This window comes from Bacillus silvicola, from assembly GCF_050524305.1.
In the GTDB taxonomy this organism is placed as follows: Bacteria; Bacillota; Bacilli; order Bacillales; family Bacillaceae_G; genus Bacillus_A; species Bacillus_A cereus_AT.
This window is the reverse complement of record NZ_JBNGVC010000013.1, coordinates 624235-640000: the sequence shown is the minus strand read 5'-3', so window position 1 is coordinate 640000 and position 15766 is coordinate 624235. Positions and strand designations below refer to the sequence as shown.

The following is a 15766-nucleotide window of genomic DNA, read 5'->3' as shown; positions in this document are numbered from 1 at the left end:
CCGCATGGAAGGGCCATCGCTCAACGGATAAAAGCTACCCCGGGGATAACAGGCTTATCTCCCCCAAGAGTCCACATCGACGGGGAGGTTTGGCACCTCGATGTCGGCTCATCGCATCCTGGGGCTGTAGTCGGTCCCAAGGGTTGGGCTGTTCGCCCATTAAAGCGGTACGCGAGCTGGGTTCAGAACGTCGTGAGACAGTTCGGTCCCTATCCGTCGTGGGCGTAGGAAATTTGAGAGGAGCTGTCCTTAGTACGAGAGGACCGGGATGGACGCACCGCTGGTGTACCAGTTGTTCTGCCAAGGGCATAGCTGGGTAGCTATGTGCGGAAGGGATAAGTGCTGAAAGCATCTAAGCATGAAGCCCCCCTCAAGATGAGATTTCCCATAGCGTAAGCTAGTAAGATCCCTGAAAGATGATCAGGTTGATAGGTTCGAGGTGGAAGCATGGTGACATGTGGAGCTGACGAATACTAATAGATCGAGGACTTAACCATATAATATGTAGCAATGTTATCTAGTTTTGAGAGAACATAAAAAAACTTGTTGACTTTTAAAGTGGATAAGTTATAATAATGATTGTCTCAAAAGAATAATGTCTGGTAATGATGGCAGAGAGGTCACACCCGTTCCCATACCGAACACGGAAGTTAAGCTCTCTAGCGCCGATGGTAGTTGGGACCTTGTCCCTGTGAGAGTAGGACGTTGCCAGGCAATATTATTCCGCAGTAGCTCAGCGGTAGAGCTATCGGCTGTTAACCGATCGGTCGTAGGTTCGATTCCTACCTGCGGAGCCATTGGAGAGCTGTCCGAGTTGGCCGAAGGAGCACGATTGGAAATCGTGTATACGTCACAAGCGTATCAAGGGTTCGAATCCCTTGCTCTCCGCCATAAGGATTTATAATATTTGGCCCGTTGGTCAAGTGGTTAAGACACCGCCCTTTCACGGCGGTAACACGGGTTCGAATCCCGTACGGGTCACCACTTTGGAGGATTAGCTCAGCTGGGAGAGCACCTGCCTTACAAGCAGGGGGTCGGCGGTTCGATCCCGTCATCCTCCACCATATAAATTTTATATGAATAGTATTATCGCGGGGTGGAGCAGCACGGTAGCTCGTCGGGCTCATAACCCGAAGGTCGCAGGTTCAAATCCTGTCCCCGCAACCAAATGGTCCCGTGGTGTAGTGGTTAACATGCCTGCCTGTCACGCAGGAGATCGCCGGTTCGACCCCGGTCGGGACCGCCATTTTAATAAGGCTCGGTAGCTCAGTCGGTAGAGCAGAGGACTGAAAATCCTCGTGTCGGCGGTTCGATTCCGTCCCGAGCCACCATTTATCTTAATAAAATACGCCGGCTTAGCTCAATTGGTAGAGCAACTGACTTGTAATCAGTAGGTTGGGGGTTCAAGTCCTCTAGCCGGCACCATGTAAGTTTCGGAGGGGTAGCGAAGTGGCTAAACGCGGCGGACTGTAAATCCGCTCCTTCGGGTTCGGCAGTTCGAATCTGCCCCCCTCCACCATTTACATAGGGGCATAGTTTAAAGGTAGAACTGAGGTCTCCAAAACCTCCAGTGTGGGTTCGATTCCTACTGCCCCTGCCAAATATATTTACACAACATGGCGGTTGTGGCGAAGTGGTTAACGCACCGGATTGTGGCTCCGGCATTCGTGGGTTCGATTCCCATCAGTCGCCCCATTTTTATTTTAAAAATTACAAATAATCTAATTGATACTTACATATAATTAAGTAAGAAATCGATGGGCTATAGCCAAGCGGTAAGGCAACGGACTTTGACTCCGTCATGCGCTGGTTCGAATCCAGCTAGCCCAGCCATTTTTGCGGAAGTAGTTCAGTGGTAGAATACAACCTTGCCAAGGTTGGGGTCGCGGGTTCGAATCCCGTCTTCCGCTCCATTAAAATTTCATATGGCGGCATAGCCAAGTGGTAAGGCAGAGGTCTGCAAAACCTTTATCACCGGTTCAAATCCGGTTGCCGCCTTTATTATTGTGCCGATGTGGCGGAATTGGCAGACGCGCACGACTCAAAATCGTGTTCCTTCGGGAGTGTCGGTTCGACCCCGACCATCGGTATCATGTAAACGTTGATTTAAACGGTTCTTACGTTCAGTAAGAGCCGTTTTTTTGTGTTCTTAATGGTTTATTACATACGATTATCTCCTTGTTAAATAAGCGTACTGAATCATGTACCAAAGGGAGGTAAAAGGTTGTTATGAAAAGACGTAATAATGATTTAGATGTTAAAGAATTAGCGGTTATTCACGATTCTGTACAATTAGACGTACTCAACTTTAAAACCGCTCTACACTTATTCCTTAATGATTGTGAGTTGCGTAATTTACGTGACCATACTATTCGATATTATAGGAGTGAGTTGACCACGTTTTACAAACTTCTCATGGAGCAATCTGTCTCCACAAATCCAACTGAAATAACTAGTGAAATAATTAAGAAGAACGTCATTTTCTATATGAAAGAGGTTCTACAAAGAAAACCTATCACTATTAATACACGCTTACGAGCAATTAGGGCGTTTTTTAACTTTCTTCATACTGAAAAATACATTAAGTCGAATCCAATGAAAGGTGTTAAATTCTTACGTGTGAGGAGACAAGCCATTCCTACATTCAGTAAAGAACAAATAAAAGGTTTATTAAAACAACCTAATTTAACTACTTTTATAGGTTTTCGTGATTATACAGTGATGTTACTTCTATTAGAAACAGGTGTGCGAGCAAATGAACTTGTTGGAATAACTATTACTGATATTAAGTGGGAAGATTCGTTTGTTCATATTCGTAATACAAAGGGATATAAAGAACGGTTAGTGCCAGTTCAATCATATATGAAAGAGGTACTAAGGAAATATGTAACTATTCGTGGGTCTGTAGAAACAGATTCGTTGTTTATTTCAATTGATAATCGACCTATGACAAAAAGACAGTTACAAAATCGAATTAGAAAGTATGGAGAGATGGCGAAGATAAAGAGCGTTCGTTGTAGTCCTCATACATTTAGGCATACATTTGCCAAATTAAGCGTTCAAAATGGGGCAGGAATATTTGAACTGCAACAAATACTTGGACATACCACAATGGATATGGTTAGAACATATGTAAACTTGTTTAGCAATGATGTGAAGGAGAAACATAAAGAATTTTCTCCTTTAAAAATGCTTAATAAATATAAATAAAAGAAAAAAGCCACCTACTGCAATAGGTGACTAAAATTCAAAAAATCGACTCAAAACCAAATAACGGACAAGCCGTACATTTAGCACCTTAATTTTATCGAAAAAATTCGAGGAATGCAAGGTTTCTTTAGTAATGCCTTTTTAGGTGAAGTGTACGGTAGTTTCCGAACGTGGGAATGACCTAACACCACGATAAACACTTGAGCAGGTTTGCTAAGCCAATGTCATAAAATTAAGCGTATACTCTCAAAAGCGTTTCCTTGTTTACGTTGAGTATAGTCTAGGAGAGAACGTCCATAAACGGTTTGGTATAGGTTGCTTGGTGTACTACGGTACAGGTAGCAACGAATATGAAAGATAATATTAGGTTACGAATAATTAAGGATATGTCAGTAGTACAATTCCTTCCCTAAATCTTTCAGCATGTTGGACAAGCATAACATGTAAAAAGTTCGTTGTAGGTGAAAATCTAACGTTCAAACAAGGTGTTACTATACGGAAACCTTAACCCGATATACAATGTTGGAGTGACAATGAACGTCTGCTTTATATCGTATTAACTTTTTCGTTTTTACGATATAAGGTAGTCATTCTCTGCCCTAGCCGTTGTCCTTTCCACTCAACCAATGTTGAAGGGCGGATACCACATGTCAATAGAAAAATACGTAATTGCTTAAAAATAGTAACAAGAAAAATAAAAATCACAAAAAAGTTAAAAAGTCAACAAATAACGTAACGTATTTTTTGACAAGTGTAACAAAAAATGTTATACTTTAGTTAAGGGTTTGGGAGAACCTATGTATAGATATAAGGGGAATGAAGTATGAAAGAATTAATTAGAAAGTATCAAGAAACTGGAGAATCCACAGAGATTATAGATACATTAGTGAATTATGTGGATGAGGATTTAACGGCATTAAAATACAATGATAAAGCACCAGAAGTAAAAGAGGGTTTAAAATATGTGGCTTATCGTATTAAAGCGTTTATGATGAAAAGTTGTTTTGCGAGAAGAAATGCTAGAAATTTAACTGAAAGAAGCAATCAAGCAGAGGATTTTGAAGGGTTGCGGGAATTTTTAGATTGTTTATATGAAGCAGATTGGATTGAGTTAGATTGGAGAGCATTGCATAATTATGATTTTTCTTCAATTTACGTTAATGAAAGGGAAGTAAGAGATTATTTACTAGATTCACAATATGACTTCTTTAACCTTTTAAACCAATTTGAAGGATTAAGTCAAAATAGTGATGAGTTTAAAACAGATTTTAAACAAACTAAAGATAATTTATTACCATTGTTTGAAGAGGCATTTCTTTACGCAATTAAGAAAGTGGATTGTGAGAGAGAAACAAAAGAAATGGTTAAATATGTAAACAAAGCAATGTTGACGAAATTCATTGAATTACAAATGAAGAGAGATAATGTTAAGCGTATCCGTAAAGGAAATAAATCTACATATGTAAAAGCAGAAACAAAAGCAGAAGAAACAGATATTTGGATGATGATGTTTGGAAAAACATTGAAGCATGTTGGAGGATTGGAAGCGTTTAGTTTATGGCTTACACCAAAACAAACTAAATTTGTGCAAGATGTTTACAATATCATTGAAAGAGATTTAAAAGAAAATAACACAGGTGCTTTCAGATGGAAAGAAGACGGTACACCTGTTTTGAAGAAACGTCATATAGCGAAACAGATGACAATATTAACAAATCAAGAAATAACTGAAACAAACTTCAAACAAACATTAAAGCGTTGTGAGAAGAAAATCTTTGATAACTGGAAAGAAGTTATCTCAAATAGATTCTAAACCACTCATTTCAACTGTATGAGTGGTTTTTTATCTCTTCTAATTATTTCACCTCAAACACTATTAAAACCTCACAAGAGAAAATATGAAGGTTTCAGCGATATAATAATATTTATTCTTTAATAATTTCATATAACGTATTAAAAATGTTACACTTTTCCATATATTTATTTATGTATGAAGGCACTAAATTAACAATATTTTTTGCCTACGGATTAAAAAAATTCAATATATATGCAATCCCTTTTGCATATCATTTCCCCTTAAAAGGATTACCCTAAAATTAGTTGCAATGGACTGCTAACCGTTGTAACCTGCTAAGATTTTATCTTAGTGATAGTCAACTTGGGAAACAGTATTAGCCATGCTGTTTCCTATTTTTTTTGAATTAAAAGGAAGTGTTAAATAAAAATGGATGAAATCAATAATCAAGAACAGGTGCAAGATGTTAAGGAAACAGAAATTGAAGAAACTCAACAAAGTGAAGAAGTAGTTGAAGAAAAAACTTATTCGCAAGAAGAAGTAGATGTACTACAAGAAAAGATTGATGAGTTATCACAATACAAGCCAAAAGAATTAACAGATGATGAAATTAAAATTCAGCAAAAGTTAGAATCAATTTGGCAAAGAGAGGTTGCACAAACCTTAAAAGAAGAAGGCGTTGAAGTTTTCGCCGACTTCATTAACGTTTCTGTAGATGATACAGAAACATTAAATAATCAAATCATAAAGTTAAAAGAGATTGTTGGTCAACTAGAGTTGGCTAATGGTTATCAACCGACAAATCATAAGCAAGTAGATGGTTATTCAATTGCAAAAAAGAATAAAGATGTTAAAAGCATGATTGGTCAAAAATTAAATTTTTAATAAAAGAAAAGAGGAATTAGAATGTTAGATTCTAAAAAATTAACTACACAAGAAAATATTCATCTTACAGATGAAATCGCTTTAGTTTCTCCAAAAGCAACTCCATTAATGTCATTACTAATTAGCAAAGGTCAATTTGTTGATTCACTTGCTAAATTCCACACTTGGAGAGAAAGAGTATTAGACGCTACTGCTGATATCACAATCGCAGAGGGTGCAGATGCTACAGCATTCGTTGAATCAGTACGTGCTGAACTTAACAACGTACAAGAAATCTTCATGAAAGCGACACAAGTATCTGGTACTGCACAAGCAACAGGTAAAGTTGGAGATTTATTCAATCAAGAAATTCAAGACCGTTTAGTTGAATTAGCAATCGGTATTGAGAAAAAATTAATCGGTGGTACTAAAAACGATGGTACTTCTGGAAAACGTCAAATGGATGGTCTTTTAAAATTCGTTGATGCAGGTAACGTTGTAAACGGTGCTACATTAAACGTTGTAACTGAAAAAGAAATCAAATCATTAGCACGTAAATTATTTGAAGCAGGTAACGAAAACGGTGAGTTTTACGCATTAGTTGGTCAAGACATCAAAGACCAAATTGATGACCTTTACAAAGGTTCTTACAACTACAACCACGTTACAAATGACTTCGGTATCGTAGTTAATTCTATTGAAACTGCTTACGGTACAATGAACTTTGTATTAGACCGTTTCATGCCAGCAGATAAAATCGTGGCTTTCGATGTAAACGCTCTTAAAATTGCTTTCTTACGTCAACCAAAATTCGAAGAATTAGGTAAAACAGGCGATTCTATCAAAGGTCAAGTAGTAGCAGAAGCAACACTTGAAGTTGGTAGTAAGAAATCAGTTGCAGTTTACAACTTAAAAACTTCTTAATCAATAGATTAAGTGTAACAAATAATAGTATATGGTAGAGGGTTCGCCCTCTCCTATATTATTTTAAATCTTATTTAAAAATTTCAATGATGGAGGTAAATCAAAGTGAACACTAAAGATGAATATGTTTTAAAGCGTAGAAAGAAACGCATTAGATTAAGACAGATTGCAGAATACATTGGTTGCTCACAATCATTAATTAGTCAATATGAAACTGGTAATTGCGAAATGGATAGAGCAAAAATTGTTAAGTACAAAGAATTTATAGATAACTTCTAAAAAATACTTGACAATTGGATTTTATGTAACACATAAAATTGAGATGTGTAACAAAAAATATTATACTATATACAGGGTGAGGAAATCATCCAAATAAATAAAAAAAGATAAATTAAAGGAGTGAAATATGTGGAAGTAGTAGAAACTTAACTCTTTTACTCAATCAGCACGTGAGTAAAAGGGAATAAAGGAATAACATTTATAAAATTTGATAATTAAATATAAAGATAAAATTAAGGTTTTATCAAACATTAAAAACATAAATTAGTGCAAAAGTTTTAAGAGTGAAAGTTACACTTTCGCTAATTTATGAAGCAAGATTTAAAAAACAAATTTCCTCAATGGGTATTTGAGGAAAACGATTTTACAGTATGTATGAGTGATGATATTGATAGTTTGGCAGGTGCAACAATCCTCAAAAACGTCAAAGGTTGGGAAGTGGAACATTTCTATGACTTCCATAATCTTTACTCCACAAATAAGAAAGACCCACGCAAAGCAGTTGGTGTTGATATTGCCCTTGTAAATGGCAGAACATTCGACAACCACGTGACAATGCTTTCTTCAAGCAGTCAACCAAACATTATGAGTGCAAATCTAAACGTAATTGGAAGAATTTCAAGAGATAACTACACAGACAAATATGCAATGAGTACAACATTATTATTGTGGTCACTATACGACTTACCATTACCTTCAACAGAAGATGGAAAGTTAATGCTCATGTCAATTGATTCTAGTTTTTTAGGATACTACAAAGGATTTAAAAAGGTGCAATGTGAATGGCTAGAAAAAATGGGATTGGAAGAAATGATTTATTTACAAGAAAGACATAAATCAATGGATTTCGTAGAGGTCAAAAGAAGATATGATTCTTCTAAAAAAATATTCTTAAATGACAGCGGTTTCTTAAAAACCAAAATGGATTTAGATGGTATTAGTAAATTGTTAGAATTGGATATCCTTCTTCCAAATAAACAATTTGAAATTAGAAGAGAATTTACTCGCAAATCGTATGATTTAAACGGTGAAAGTAAATATAACAATGGTGTTATTGAAATCAATTACAATCCATTTTCATATGCTTTGACAGGCAAAAATGAATTAAATATGACGTTGATGTAATCAACAGTTAAATCAAAGAGAGGAAGATATATATGGACATGAACAAATATTTTTTCTGTTATTCAACTAACTTACATGAGTTTTTGAGATACGAGAAAGGAATTAAATATATTTGCACAGCATTCCACGATACAACTAATAAGCGTTTTTGGTTATTCGAACGTGATGAGCAGTTGCTAAACGCTTTAAATGAATACAATGAGCGTAGCGAAAAATTAGGTTTTAAAAACAAATAATATATAAATGTTAATTAAATTAAAGGGGTAATTAAAATGAAAATGACAACAGATAATTATATTCAAATTCCAAACGTGGCGTTTGGGTTTGGTACAGAGTACAAATTAAACGACGATGAGTTAAAGGTGTTTGCTTATCTTCAATTTGCAAAGCAAGTTGGAACGATGGTTGTAAGAACAAATATTGAAATCATCATTGAGGATTTAAATTGGGAAACAACAAGTGCAAGTCGTGATAAGAAAAAAGTGGCAAAAGCATTAAGCAATCTATCAGAAAAAGGATACATCACAATTACATTCAAAGATGGTGCAAAGAATGATGTTAAGAAAGAGAATTTTACGGTCACTATCAATGATGTAATGAAAAGTGTTGAAGTAAAAAGCGAAGTTGATTGGAAGCAGAAACCATTTACATTTAAAGGTTATACGGAAATTAAAGCAAGTGAATACAATCTAGCAGAAAAAAATGATTATCACTTAATAGTTATGGCTTACCATAATTGGAGAAATAACGCACAATTCGAATACGCTATTTGCGATAAAGAATGGTGTGAAGTATTGGAATTAGGTAATACAAGAACAAGAGAAATTATTAACGATTGTACATTTCTAACAAAGGTTTCTGGTAAGAAGTATCAAGATGAAAATGGGCAATGGAAACAAGAAACAAATCAATATGTAAAAAGTACGTCTGTTAAGACAGATTTAAAAGAAATTGAAGAAACAAATAAAAACTTATCTTTCCTTGAAAGAGAGAAAGAAAAGGTAACCGACTTATCGGTTAAATTTGATGATGTTGTTTTTGGAGAAATCTTTGACAAAACAGTCAAATTTGATTGGAAAGGTTACAGAGCATGGAAAGAAACTGAATGTGACGTTGTAAAACAAGCAGGCACTAAGAAATTCGAAATTCTTGAAAAGGCAGGTCAAGGTTGGATTAAAGAGAAACTTGAAACAGAATATCAAGATTATCTATCTAATCAAAAACAAGTAGAAGCACATTTTAAGTGTATGGAAGCACAGATGGAACAAGAAGAGTGTGTTGACATGGAAGAATGGCAAAAACATCAAGCAAAGAGGCGTGCAGAGAAAAAAGCGAAGGAACCAAAATGGGATTTCTTTGATGAATGTATGTAAGAAAGAGGTTTAAGTAAAATGACATTAAAGGAAGCATTAAAGAAAGTTACAAAAGAGAATCGAATGTATTTTAATTATAAATTCCCAGATACACGATTCAATCAAACTATTCAGCCAAAAAATGAAGAAGAATTTCTTATTTCAGTTGGTAGAAAAACTATGAATGGTTTTACAAATTGGGAAAAGACACCAGAGTATGCAAATTTGGTGGCACTATATTTACAATCTAAAATGATTGATGATATACATACTATTTACAAAGTTGTGAGAGAAAAAGCATTAACAGGTGATGAGAAACAGGTTAAGTTGCTATTAACTCTTAACAAAGAAATCAGCGGTATTATTAAAGCGAGTGCGGAATTATCTAAAGTAGATGAAGAACCAGAAGACGATGGGCTGATTGTATAATGGCAAGAAAACCTACTACAGCAGAAAAACTAAAATTAATTAATGAAGACCCTGTATTATGGCTACAAAATTTCGTCAAAATCACTACCAATACAGGTGATTACATACCATTTAAGGTTAATGACCAACAAAAACAATTCATTGAAGAAATGGAACGCTTTAACGTAATTGCAAAGGCAAGACAAATTGGATTTAGTACAATGTCACTGGCTTTATGTTTATGGATGGCAATGAACAGACCACGTACAAACTATATGATAGTTTCCTATAAACAGGAATCGTCAACATCATTATTTGACAAATTAAAAATGATGTACGATGACCTGCCACATGACAGATTTAAGTTTCCAAAAGACGTACAAAACAACAGGGGACAAATGAAATTTGATAATGGCTCATCTATTACGCTTGCAACAGCAGGAGGAAAAGATGTTGGTCGTGGTACAACATATGAATACATTCTTTTATCAGAGTTTGCATTCTATGAAAATCAAGATTCAATTTTATTATCAGCAGAACAATCACTGGCAAAGAGTAAAACATCAAAATTAGTAATTGAAACAACCTCAAACGGTTTCAACTCCTATCAAAAACTCTTCATGAACGCATATGAGGGAAAGTCAAAGTACAAACCATTTTTCTTCCCCTTTTATTCTTCTTCATACGCAAAACAATTCAAAGATGATTATGATGAAGCGGAAACATGGTACAAAACAAATAATAAAGGAAATCGCCTTACTAAAGAGGATTTAGAGCCAGAAGAAATTTATCTTCATGAGCAGGGTGCAACATTAAAACAATTGATGTGGCGTAGATGGAAACTACTTGATATGAGTTTACAACAATTCTATCAAGAATTTCCTGCAACACCTATGGAATCCTTTATTAGTAGTGGTTTCAGCGTATTTGACCAACAAATGATTGTTAATAGATTAAAATATGTTGCCAAACCTTTAGAATATAAAAACATTAAATCAGAAATTCCAGAAATACTTGCAAAATATGTTGGCAAATCGTTAATGATTTATGAATTACCGAAAAAAGGTGTCAAATATTATGCAGGCGTAGATACTGCAAGCGGTAGCGGAAATGATAATAGTACGCTGGCACTCCTAAATGAAGAAGGTGAACAGGTATTAAGTTTTTATGATAATAAAGTATCTGTTTGGGATTTTGCTAGGGTTATAGATTGTATTGGAAAATGGTATAACTATGCTTTTGTAACTGTTGAAAGAAACTCATTTGGAACTCCAATCTTAGAAAGATTGTGGAAGGAATATGAATATCTAAATTTATATAAGCAAAGAATTTTTGACCAACAACAAGGTAGAAAAATATCTAAAAAAGGTTTCCTAACAAATCAATTAAACAAAACGATTATGATTACAGATTTAAAAGAACAATTCGAGTGCGAAGTGATTCTGATTAACTGTGACAAGACATTGAAAGAAATGCAAATATTCGTTGAAGTGGATGGGAAACAAGGAAATAAAAAAGGTGCAAATAATCATGATGACCTAGTAATTGCAATTGGACTGGCAATTCAAGGTATCAAACAAAATAAATGGTATGTAGAAATCCCTCAATAAAGAGGGGTTTTTCATTATTAAAATAAGAAAGAGGAAAGAAAAAATGAATTTACAGGATTATATTAAAACAATCCATAATGGAAATCCATTTTGGTTTGTTGATGAGGTATCCCATTTTGAAAATCAAAAAAGAATTTTGGATACAATCGAAAAGAAAAAATATCTAGATGGTAGACATGCGATTTCAAATCGTGTCGTGGAAAATTACAATGGTAAAATATATGAACCACGTACAGTTGTATTACAATATGCAAAATTAATTGTGAACCTTGAAACAACTTACCTATTAAAAAAACCGCTAACTTTTACAGGTGAAGAAAATATTGTTGGCGACATGCAAAGAGTATACAAGAAAGGAAATTATGACAAGATTGATTTCGACCTGTTGAATAACTTAGTGAAGTATGGAAATGCATATGAGTATGTGTATATCAAAGATAATGGGAACGTGAGTAGTAAGGTAATCCCTACTGAATGTGGATACCCTATCTATAACGATGAGAACGACATGATTGCATTCGTTGAGTATTATACTTCATTAGAGAGTGATTTCTATGTTGTCTATACACCAGAGGAAGTAGTGAAGTATTCAACAATTGGAGGTGTTGAACTACTTGTTGTGGGTTCTTATAAAAATGTTAGCGGTCTGCCAATTCACTATAAAACAGATAATGAATTAAGCACGACATTTGGAAAGAGTGATTTAGATGACTTCATTAACATCATTGATTCAATGGAGGATTTGTTATCTAAGTTTAGCGATTCATTCTACAAACACCATAATCCAATTCCAGTTGTTATTGGACAACAATTAAAAGGAGAAGGATTAAACCCACATATTGTTGGTGGTGGAATAACTTTAGACAACGATGCAGATTTCAAGATGGTAAGTAACGGTGTCAATCATAAGGCATTCGAGGTCATCTTCAATACTCTTATGCAACAACTGATTAACATTGCCAGCGTTCCTGCTGTGGCATTGAATGCTTCTGATGTAAGTAATCTAAGTGAGATGAGTATGAGAATGCTGTATCAACTTGCTGATATGAAAGCAGGTATCAACGAACGGTACTTGAGAGAGGGACTAGAGCAACGCAATGACATGGTAGTGGGGCTGTTAGGTAAGCAAGGCAAGGCACACAATGAAGATGCTATTGAGTCATTAGACATGGTATTCCACTATGCAAGACCAGTCAATGAGACAGAGGTCATTGATAACTTAGTTAAGTTGTATCAAGTTGGTGCAATGAGTATCGAGTCATTAGTTGAGATTAGTCCATACGTTAGCAATGAACACCTAGAGTTGAAGCGTATACTTGAACGTGAGCAAGTGAATCAAGTGGATAAGCAAGTCAGTGAACAAGTGTAAACGAAGGTTGCAAATGAAGATGTTATGACTAATCAAGAGGATATAGTTAAGTAGTAAGCAGGTGTGATGGTTGTGAGGGATACAGAGTGGTGCAGTTGGTGGAAACCGCACTATAACAGTATTTTCTGATAAAGGTAATCGCTTTGACACCACACACTTTTAAGTTATACGCCTGTATATACAACCTAGCGGTGGCAAAAAACATAGAAAAATCTGGGGAGGAGTGTTGTCGAATGTGTGTTCGATTCACTCCTTTTTGTGTGGTTTTTAATGAGTAGATGAGTGAGTTTTGAATGAAATGGATACAAACGGAAATAAAACAAAACACGAACAATCAGACGTAATAGTCAATAAATGTTCGTGCGATAGGACTTCCTATAACCTTAATTATGTAAACTACCCTATAATTAGTATTATAGGGGTACTTATTTATTCGTGTATTGTTCATTTTTCGTCCTGTTGAGTGAGTAAAACGAACAAACCATTTACCCCATGTTAGCCCAATGCTCCTATAGCCAACCTCTCAACACACACCCTAAAAAATTTCAGAAAGGAGAATCCATGATGTTTGATTCTATCCTAAATTTACCTAGTCAATCTCTATTATATCTCGAAAACAAAATCAAATCAATGTACCCAACATTAAATCCAGTCAAACAACGTCCATTAATGACAACAGAACAATATGAAGCAATTTATCCATATGTTGCAGACATGTTGTATCAAGAATTGTCATTTACTCCATGTGATACAACTCTTGTTCATTTTGAAGATGATGAGAACATGGAATATGAAGTTAATGGAATCAAACTGAATGGATTCTACATTGCAGAACACTACAACGCTAAAACACATATATTCGTATTCACATATGAAGGAATCTGGCTTTATAACAATGAGCCATTAGAAATACCCACTCACATTCAAGAGTACATCAATCAATTAGTTTGCAACTCTCACGAATGTTTAATATATAACAAACCAATTACAAAGGAGAATATAGATATGGATAATATCGAAAGATTACAAATGGAAATAGGTGGTATTGAATTACCGTATGAAGAATTACTTGTGTACTTAGAAGAAGAAGGAATTAACGGTGATGCAACTTACAATGCGTCGTCAAAAGCCAATAAGAAAGCGATTTATGCGACTGCACTATCAATCTTAAATTCAATTGCAAACCAACCACATTTAATCAAAAATTACCGACAAGACGACATGACAATTGACAGTTTTGCTAAGTATTTGCAGTCACGAATTGACCAACTGGAAAAAACGATTCGTCAAATGCCAAATGAAGATTCTGCACCTAGCAATTTCTTCAATTTATTCCAATAAGAAAGGAGGATAACAATGGATAAGTTTAATATTTTTAAGACACAATACAATGACTTCAACAACATGTTGTCTTTAGCAGGTGAAGAAGTATTTGTGAATGGTGAAAAGAATCATGGAATCATTACAAATACAGACACTACAGAGTTTAATGATAAATATCTTTCAACTGATTTCCCTATGATGCGTGGCGATTACATCTATTACGATAGTATGTATTGGATGATTTGGAATCAAGTAACTGTACCACGAACAGAATCGTATAAAGGAATTATGAGACAGTGTGAGCATGATGTTATCTTTAACTTGTATTATGCAGATGTAACAAGCAAATATCTTTTAAAATGTCCTGCAATCATTCAACGTACAAGTGATTATACAACACATTATCAAAGTACAGTATCAATGGTTACAGTTGATTCAGAGATTCATATATTTGTAAGAGATACACCTAGCACAAGAAGAATTATTAAGGTTGTTGGTAAAGGTGATGGTCAAATTGTTTTAGGAGAGCGAAACTACGACATTATTGGTGTATCTATCGAAAAGAAAGGATACCTTAACATTACTTGTCGTTTAGGAAATAGAAATTCTGCATCTGACTACGTTAATAATATTTATTGGTCATCAAGCACAACAAAACCTTCTGATTGGGCAAGCCAAATTGATTATACTTTCTATCAACGTGGAAGCATTCCACCAGAGCCAAAAGGGACAATAACCGTTAAACATGTTAATGAATCAAACGTTGAAATTGCACCATCAGATTCATTAACTGGCAATGTAGGTTTAACATATACAACGTCAGCAAAAACAATAGATGGATATATATTAAAAACAACACCTGCAAATGCATCTGGAACATATATTGAAGGCAATATTGATGTTATATATGTTTATAAGGAAAATATTGCAAGCAATCTTCCAACAGGAGCAGAACCAACAGAAGTGACAGCAAAATCATATAATGATTCATCTTCTGGAAACGGTCTTTTAACATGGTCGGAAGAATTAAAGAAAACTAATTGGGATGGTTTTAGTGGTTATCGTATACAAGTTGGTATAGATAATTGGGGTGAAGATGTTATTGAAAAAACATACATTGAAGAAGATGAATCTTGCATTCTTGGTAAGGATAAATTTGGTGAGTGGTTTGTAATAATTGAATCTATCTATACAGACGGTACAACAACAGTTTATTTACAGCCAAAACGATACTCTGGCGACCAATTAAAAGCATTACCAGATGAACCTTCACCTTGGTAATAGAAATATGGGCATATCTTATGATGTGCTCTTTTTTTTCGTTCTATGACGTTTTGATTAATTCATGATGTTTCGTATGAAGTTGATTCTTAAAATCTAGTACAAGCGAATTTGAGAGGTCGTTTTTTTGAGTAATGAATCTTTTTGATTTTCGTTTTCGTGATTGGGTTTAATATATATAAAGTTAGCAAATAATCGAACAAACTAAAATGTAGCAACCATATGG

At 34.9% G+C, this 15766-nt stretch carries 13 protein-coding genes, 15 tRNA genes and 2 rRNA genes (1 of these 30 cut by a window edge); all 30 read left to right on the top strand.

All coding sequences use genetic code 11. The features are described from left to right. Positions 1–497, top strand: a 23S ribosomal RNA gene (locus ACP6L7_RS25450); it begins 2425 nt to the left of the window's first position. Between the two features lie 101 nt (positions 498–598). Next, a 5S ribosomal RNA gene (rrf, locus tag ACP6L7_RS25445) occupies positions 599–714 on the top strand. Positions 715–722: 8 nt separating this feature from the next. Further along, positions 723–797 (top strand) — tRNA-Asn (locus ACP6L7_RS25440). Positions 798–799: 2 nt separating this feature from the next. Then, positions 800–891: transfer RNA gene (locus ACP6L7_RS25435), tRNA-Ser, on the top strand. Between the two features lie 18 nt (positions 892–909). After that, positions 910–984, top strand: a tRNA-Glu gene (locus tag ACP6L7_RS25430). A 4-nt stretch (positions 985–988) separates the two neighbouring features. Beyond that, a tRNA-Val gene (locus ACP6L7_RS25425) sits at positions 989–1064 on the top strand. Positions 1065–1090: 26 nt separating this feature from the next. Beyond that, a tRNA-Met gene (locus ACP6L7_RS25420) sits at positions 1091–1167 on the top strand. Positions 1168–1170: 3 nt separating this feature from the next. Continuing rightward, positions 1171–1246, top strand: a tRNA-Asp gene (locus ACP6L7_RS25415). Between the two features lie 9 nt (positions 1247–1255). Then, positions 1256–1331 (top strand) — tRNA-Phe (locus ACP6L7_RS25410). Between the two features lie 18 nt (positions 1332–1349). Further along, positions 1350–1425, top strand: a tRNA-Thr gene (locus tag ACP6L7_RS25405). Positions 1426–1435: 10 nt separating this feature from the next. After that, positions 1436–1519 (top strand) — tRNA-Tyr (locus tag ACP6L7_RS25400). Between the two features lie 7 nt (positions 1520–1526). Then, a tRNA-Trp gene (locus tag ACP6L7_RS25395) sits at positions 1527–1600 on the top strand. 19 nt (positions 1601–1619) lie between these two features. Continuing rightward, positions 1620–1695 (top strand) — tRNA-His (locus ACP6L7_RS25390). A 63-nt stretch (positions 1696–1758) separates the two neighbouring features. Beyond that, positions 1759–1833 (top strand) — tRNA-Gln (locus tag ACP6L7_RS25385). 5 nt (positions 1834–1838) lie between these two features. After that, positions 1839–1913 (top strand) — tRNA-Gly (locus ACP6L7_RS25380). A gap of 14 nt (positions 1914–1927) precedes the next feature. Then, a tRNA-Cys gene (locus tag ACP6L7_RS25375) sits at positions 1928–1998 on the top strand. A gap of 10 nt (positions 1999–2008) precedes the next feature. After that, a tRNA-Leu gene (locus ACP6L7_RS25370) sits at positions 2009–2090 on the top strand. Positions 2091–2229: 139 nt separating this feature from the next. After that, on the top strand, positions 2230–3210 hold the full coding sequence (locus tag ACP6L7_RS25365) for a tyrosine-type recombinase/integrase (RefSeq protein ID WP_430529478.1): 981 nt from the start codon (positions 2230–2232) through the stop codon (positions 3208–3210). Between the two features lie 823 nt (positions 3211–4033). Beyond that, positions 4034–5023 carry a hypothetical protein gene (locus tag ACP6L7_RS25360; RefSeq protein ID WP_430529477.1) on the top strand — a complete coding sequence of 330 codons (990 nt, stop codon included), beginning with the start codon at positions 4034–4036 and terminating at the stop codon, positions 5021–5023. A gap of 411 nt (positions 5024–5434) precedes the next feature. Beyond that, positions 5435–5890: a xanthine phosphoribosyltransferase gene (locus tag ACP6L7_RS25355; RefSeq protein ID WP_430529476.1), complete on the top strand. Its 456-nt coding sequence runs from the start codon at positions 5435–5437 to the stop codon at positions 5888–5890. Between the two features lie 21 nt (positions 5891–5911). After that, positions 5912–6793, top strand: a complete 882-nt coding sequence (locus tag ACP6L7_RS25350; protein WP_430529475.1) for an SU10 major capsid protein — start codon at positions 5912–5914, stop codon at positions 6791–6793. A 105-nt stretch (positions 6794–6898) separates the two neighbouring features. Then, on the top strand, positions 6899–7072 hold the full coding sequence (locus ACP6L7_RS25345) for a helix-turn-helix domain-containing protein (RefSeq protein WP_430529474.1): 174 nt from the start codon (positions 6899–6901) through the stop codon (positions 7070–7072). A 309-nt stretch (positions 7073–7381) separates the two neighbouring features. Further along, positions 7382–8197 carry a hypothetical protein gene (locus ACP6L7_RS25340; protein WP_098835906.1) on the top strand — a complete coding sequence of 272 codons (816 nt, stop codon included), beginning with the start codon at positions 7382–7384 and terminating at the stop codon, positions 8195–8197. 32 nt (positions 8198–8229) lie between these two features. Beyond that, positions 8230–8433 carry a hypothetical protein gene (locus ACP6L7_RS25335; protein ID WP_098163828.1) on the top strand — a complete coding sequence of 68 codons (204 nt, stop codon included), beginning with the start codon at positions 8230–8232 and terminating at the stop codon, positions 8431–8433. Between the two features lie 36 nt (positions 8434–8469). After that, positions 8470–9570, top strand: a complete 1101-nt coding sequence (locus tag ACP6L7_RS25330) for a hypothetical protein (RefSeq protein ID WP_430529473.1) — start codon at positions 8470–8472, stop codon at positions 9568–9570. An 18-nt stretch (positions 9571–9588) separates the two neighbouring features. Beyond that, complete coding sequence (locus ACP6L7_RS25325) at positions 9589–9978, top strand: hypothetical protein (RefSeq protein WP_430529472.1); 390 nt, start codon at positions 9589–9591, stop codon at positions 9976–9978. Continuing rightward, positions 9978–11567 carry a terminase large subunit domain-containing protein gene (locus ACP6L7_RS25320; protein ID WP_430529471.1) on the top strand — a complete coding sequence of 530 codons (1590 nt, stop codon included), beginning with the start codon at positions 9978–9980 and terminating at the stop codon, positions 11565–11567. Before ACP6L7_RS25325 ends, ACP6L7_RS25320 begins: the two co-directional genes overlap by 1 nt. Before the next feature lie 43 nt (positions 11568–11610). Beyond that, on the top strand, positions 11611–12936 hold the full coding sequence (locus ACP6L7_RS25315) for a phage portal protein (RefSeq protein WP_430529470.1): 1326 nt from the start codon (positions 11611–11613) through the stop codon (positions 12934–12936). 564 nt (positions 12937–13500) lie between these two features. Continuing rightward, complete coding sequence (locus tag ACP6L7_RS25310; protein WP_430529469.1) at positions 13501–14277, top strand: glutathionylspermidine synthase; 777 nt, start codon at positions 13501–13503, stop codon at positions 14275–14277. A 15-nt stretch (positions 14278–14292) separates the two neighbouring features. Further along, the gene (locus tag ACP6L7_RS25305; protein ID WP_430529468.1) at positions 14293–15540 is read left to right on the top strand and encodes a MucBP domain-containing protein; all 1248 of its coding nucleotides are present in this window, start codon (positions 14293–14295) and stop codon (positions 15538–15540) included. Positions 15541–15766 lie beyond the last annotated feature (226 nt).

Excerpts from the sequence above, each read along its gene's own strand:
- ACP6L7_RS25360 (WP_430529477.1), top strand. The coding sequence starts at position 4,034 with ATGAAAGAATTAATTAGAAAGTATCAAGAAACTGGAGAATCCACAGAG.
- ACP6L7_RS25350 (WP_430529475.1), top strand. The coding sequence starts at position 5,912 with ATGTTAGATTCTAAAAAATTAACTACACAAGAAAATATTCATCTTACA.
- ACP6L7_RS25305 (WP_430529468.1), top strand. The coding sequence starts at position 14,293 with ATGGATAAGTTTAATATTTTTAAGACACAATACAATGACTTCAACAAC.
- ACP6L7_RS25330 (WP_430529473.1), top strand. The coding sequence starts at position 8,470 with ATGAAAATGACAACAGATAATTATATTCAAATTCCAAACGTGGCGTTT.
- ACP6L7_RS25325 (WP_430529472.1), top strand. The coding sequence starts at position 9,589 with ATGACATTAAAGGAAGCATTAAAGAAAGTTACAAAAGAGAATCGAATG.
- ACP6L7_RS25315 (WP_430529470.1), top strand. The coding sequence starts at position 11,611 with ATGAATTTACAGGATTATATTAAAACAATCCATAATGGAAATCCATTT.
- ACP6L7_RS25310 (WP_430529469.1), top strand. The coding sequence starts at position 13,501 with ATGTTTGATTCTATCCTAAATTTACCTAGTCAATCTCTATTATATCTC.
- ACP6L7_RS25320 (WP_430529471.1), top strand. The coding sequence starts at position 9,978 with ATGGCAAGAAAACCTACTACAGCAGAAAAACTAAAATTAATTAATGAA.
- ACP6L7_RS25340 (WP_098835906.1), top strand. The coding sequence starts at position 7,382 with ATGAAGCAAGATTTAAAAAACAAATTTCCTCAATGGGTATTTGAGGAA.
- ACP6L7_RS25365 (WP_430529478.1), top strand. The coding sequence starts at position 2,230 with ATGAAAAGACGTAATAATGATTTAGATGTTAAAGAATTAGCGGTTATT.
- ACP6L7_RS25355 (WP_430529476.1), top strand. The coding sequence starts at position 5,435 with ATGGATGAAATCAATAATCAAGAACAGGTGCAAGATGTTAAGGAAACA.
- ACP6L7_RS25335 (WP_098163828.1), top strand. The coding sequence starts at position 8,230 with ATGGACATGAACAAATATTTTTTCTGTTATTCAACTAACTTACATGAG.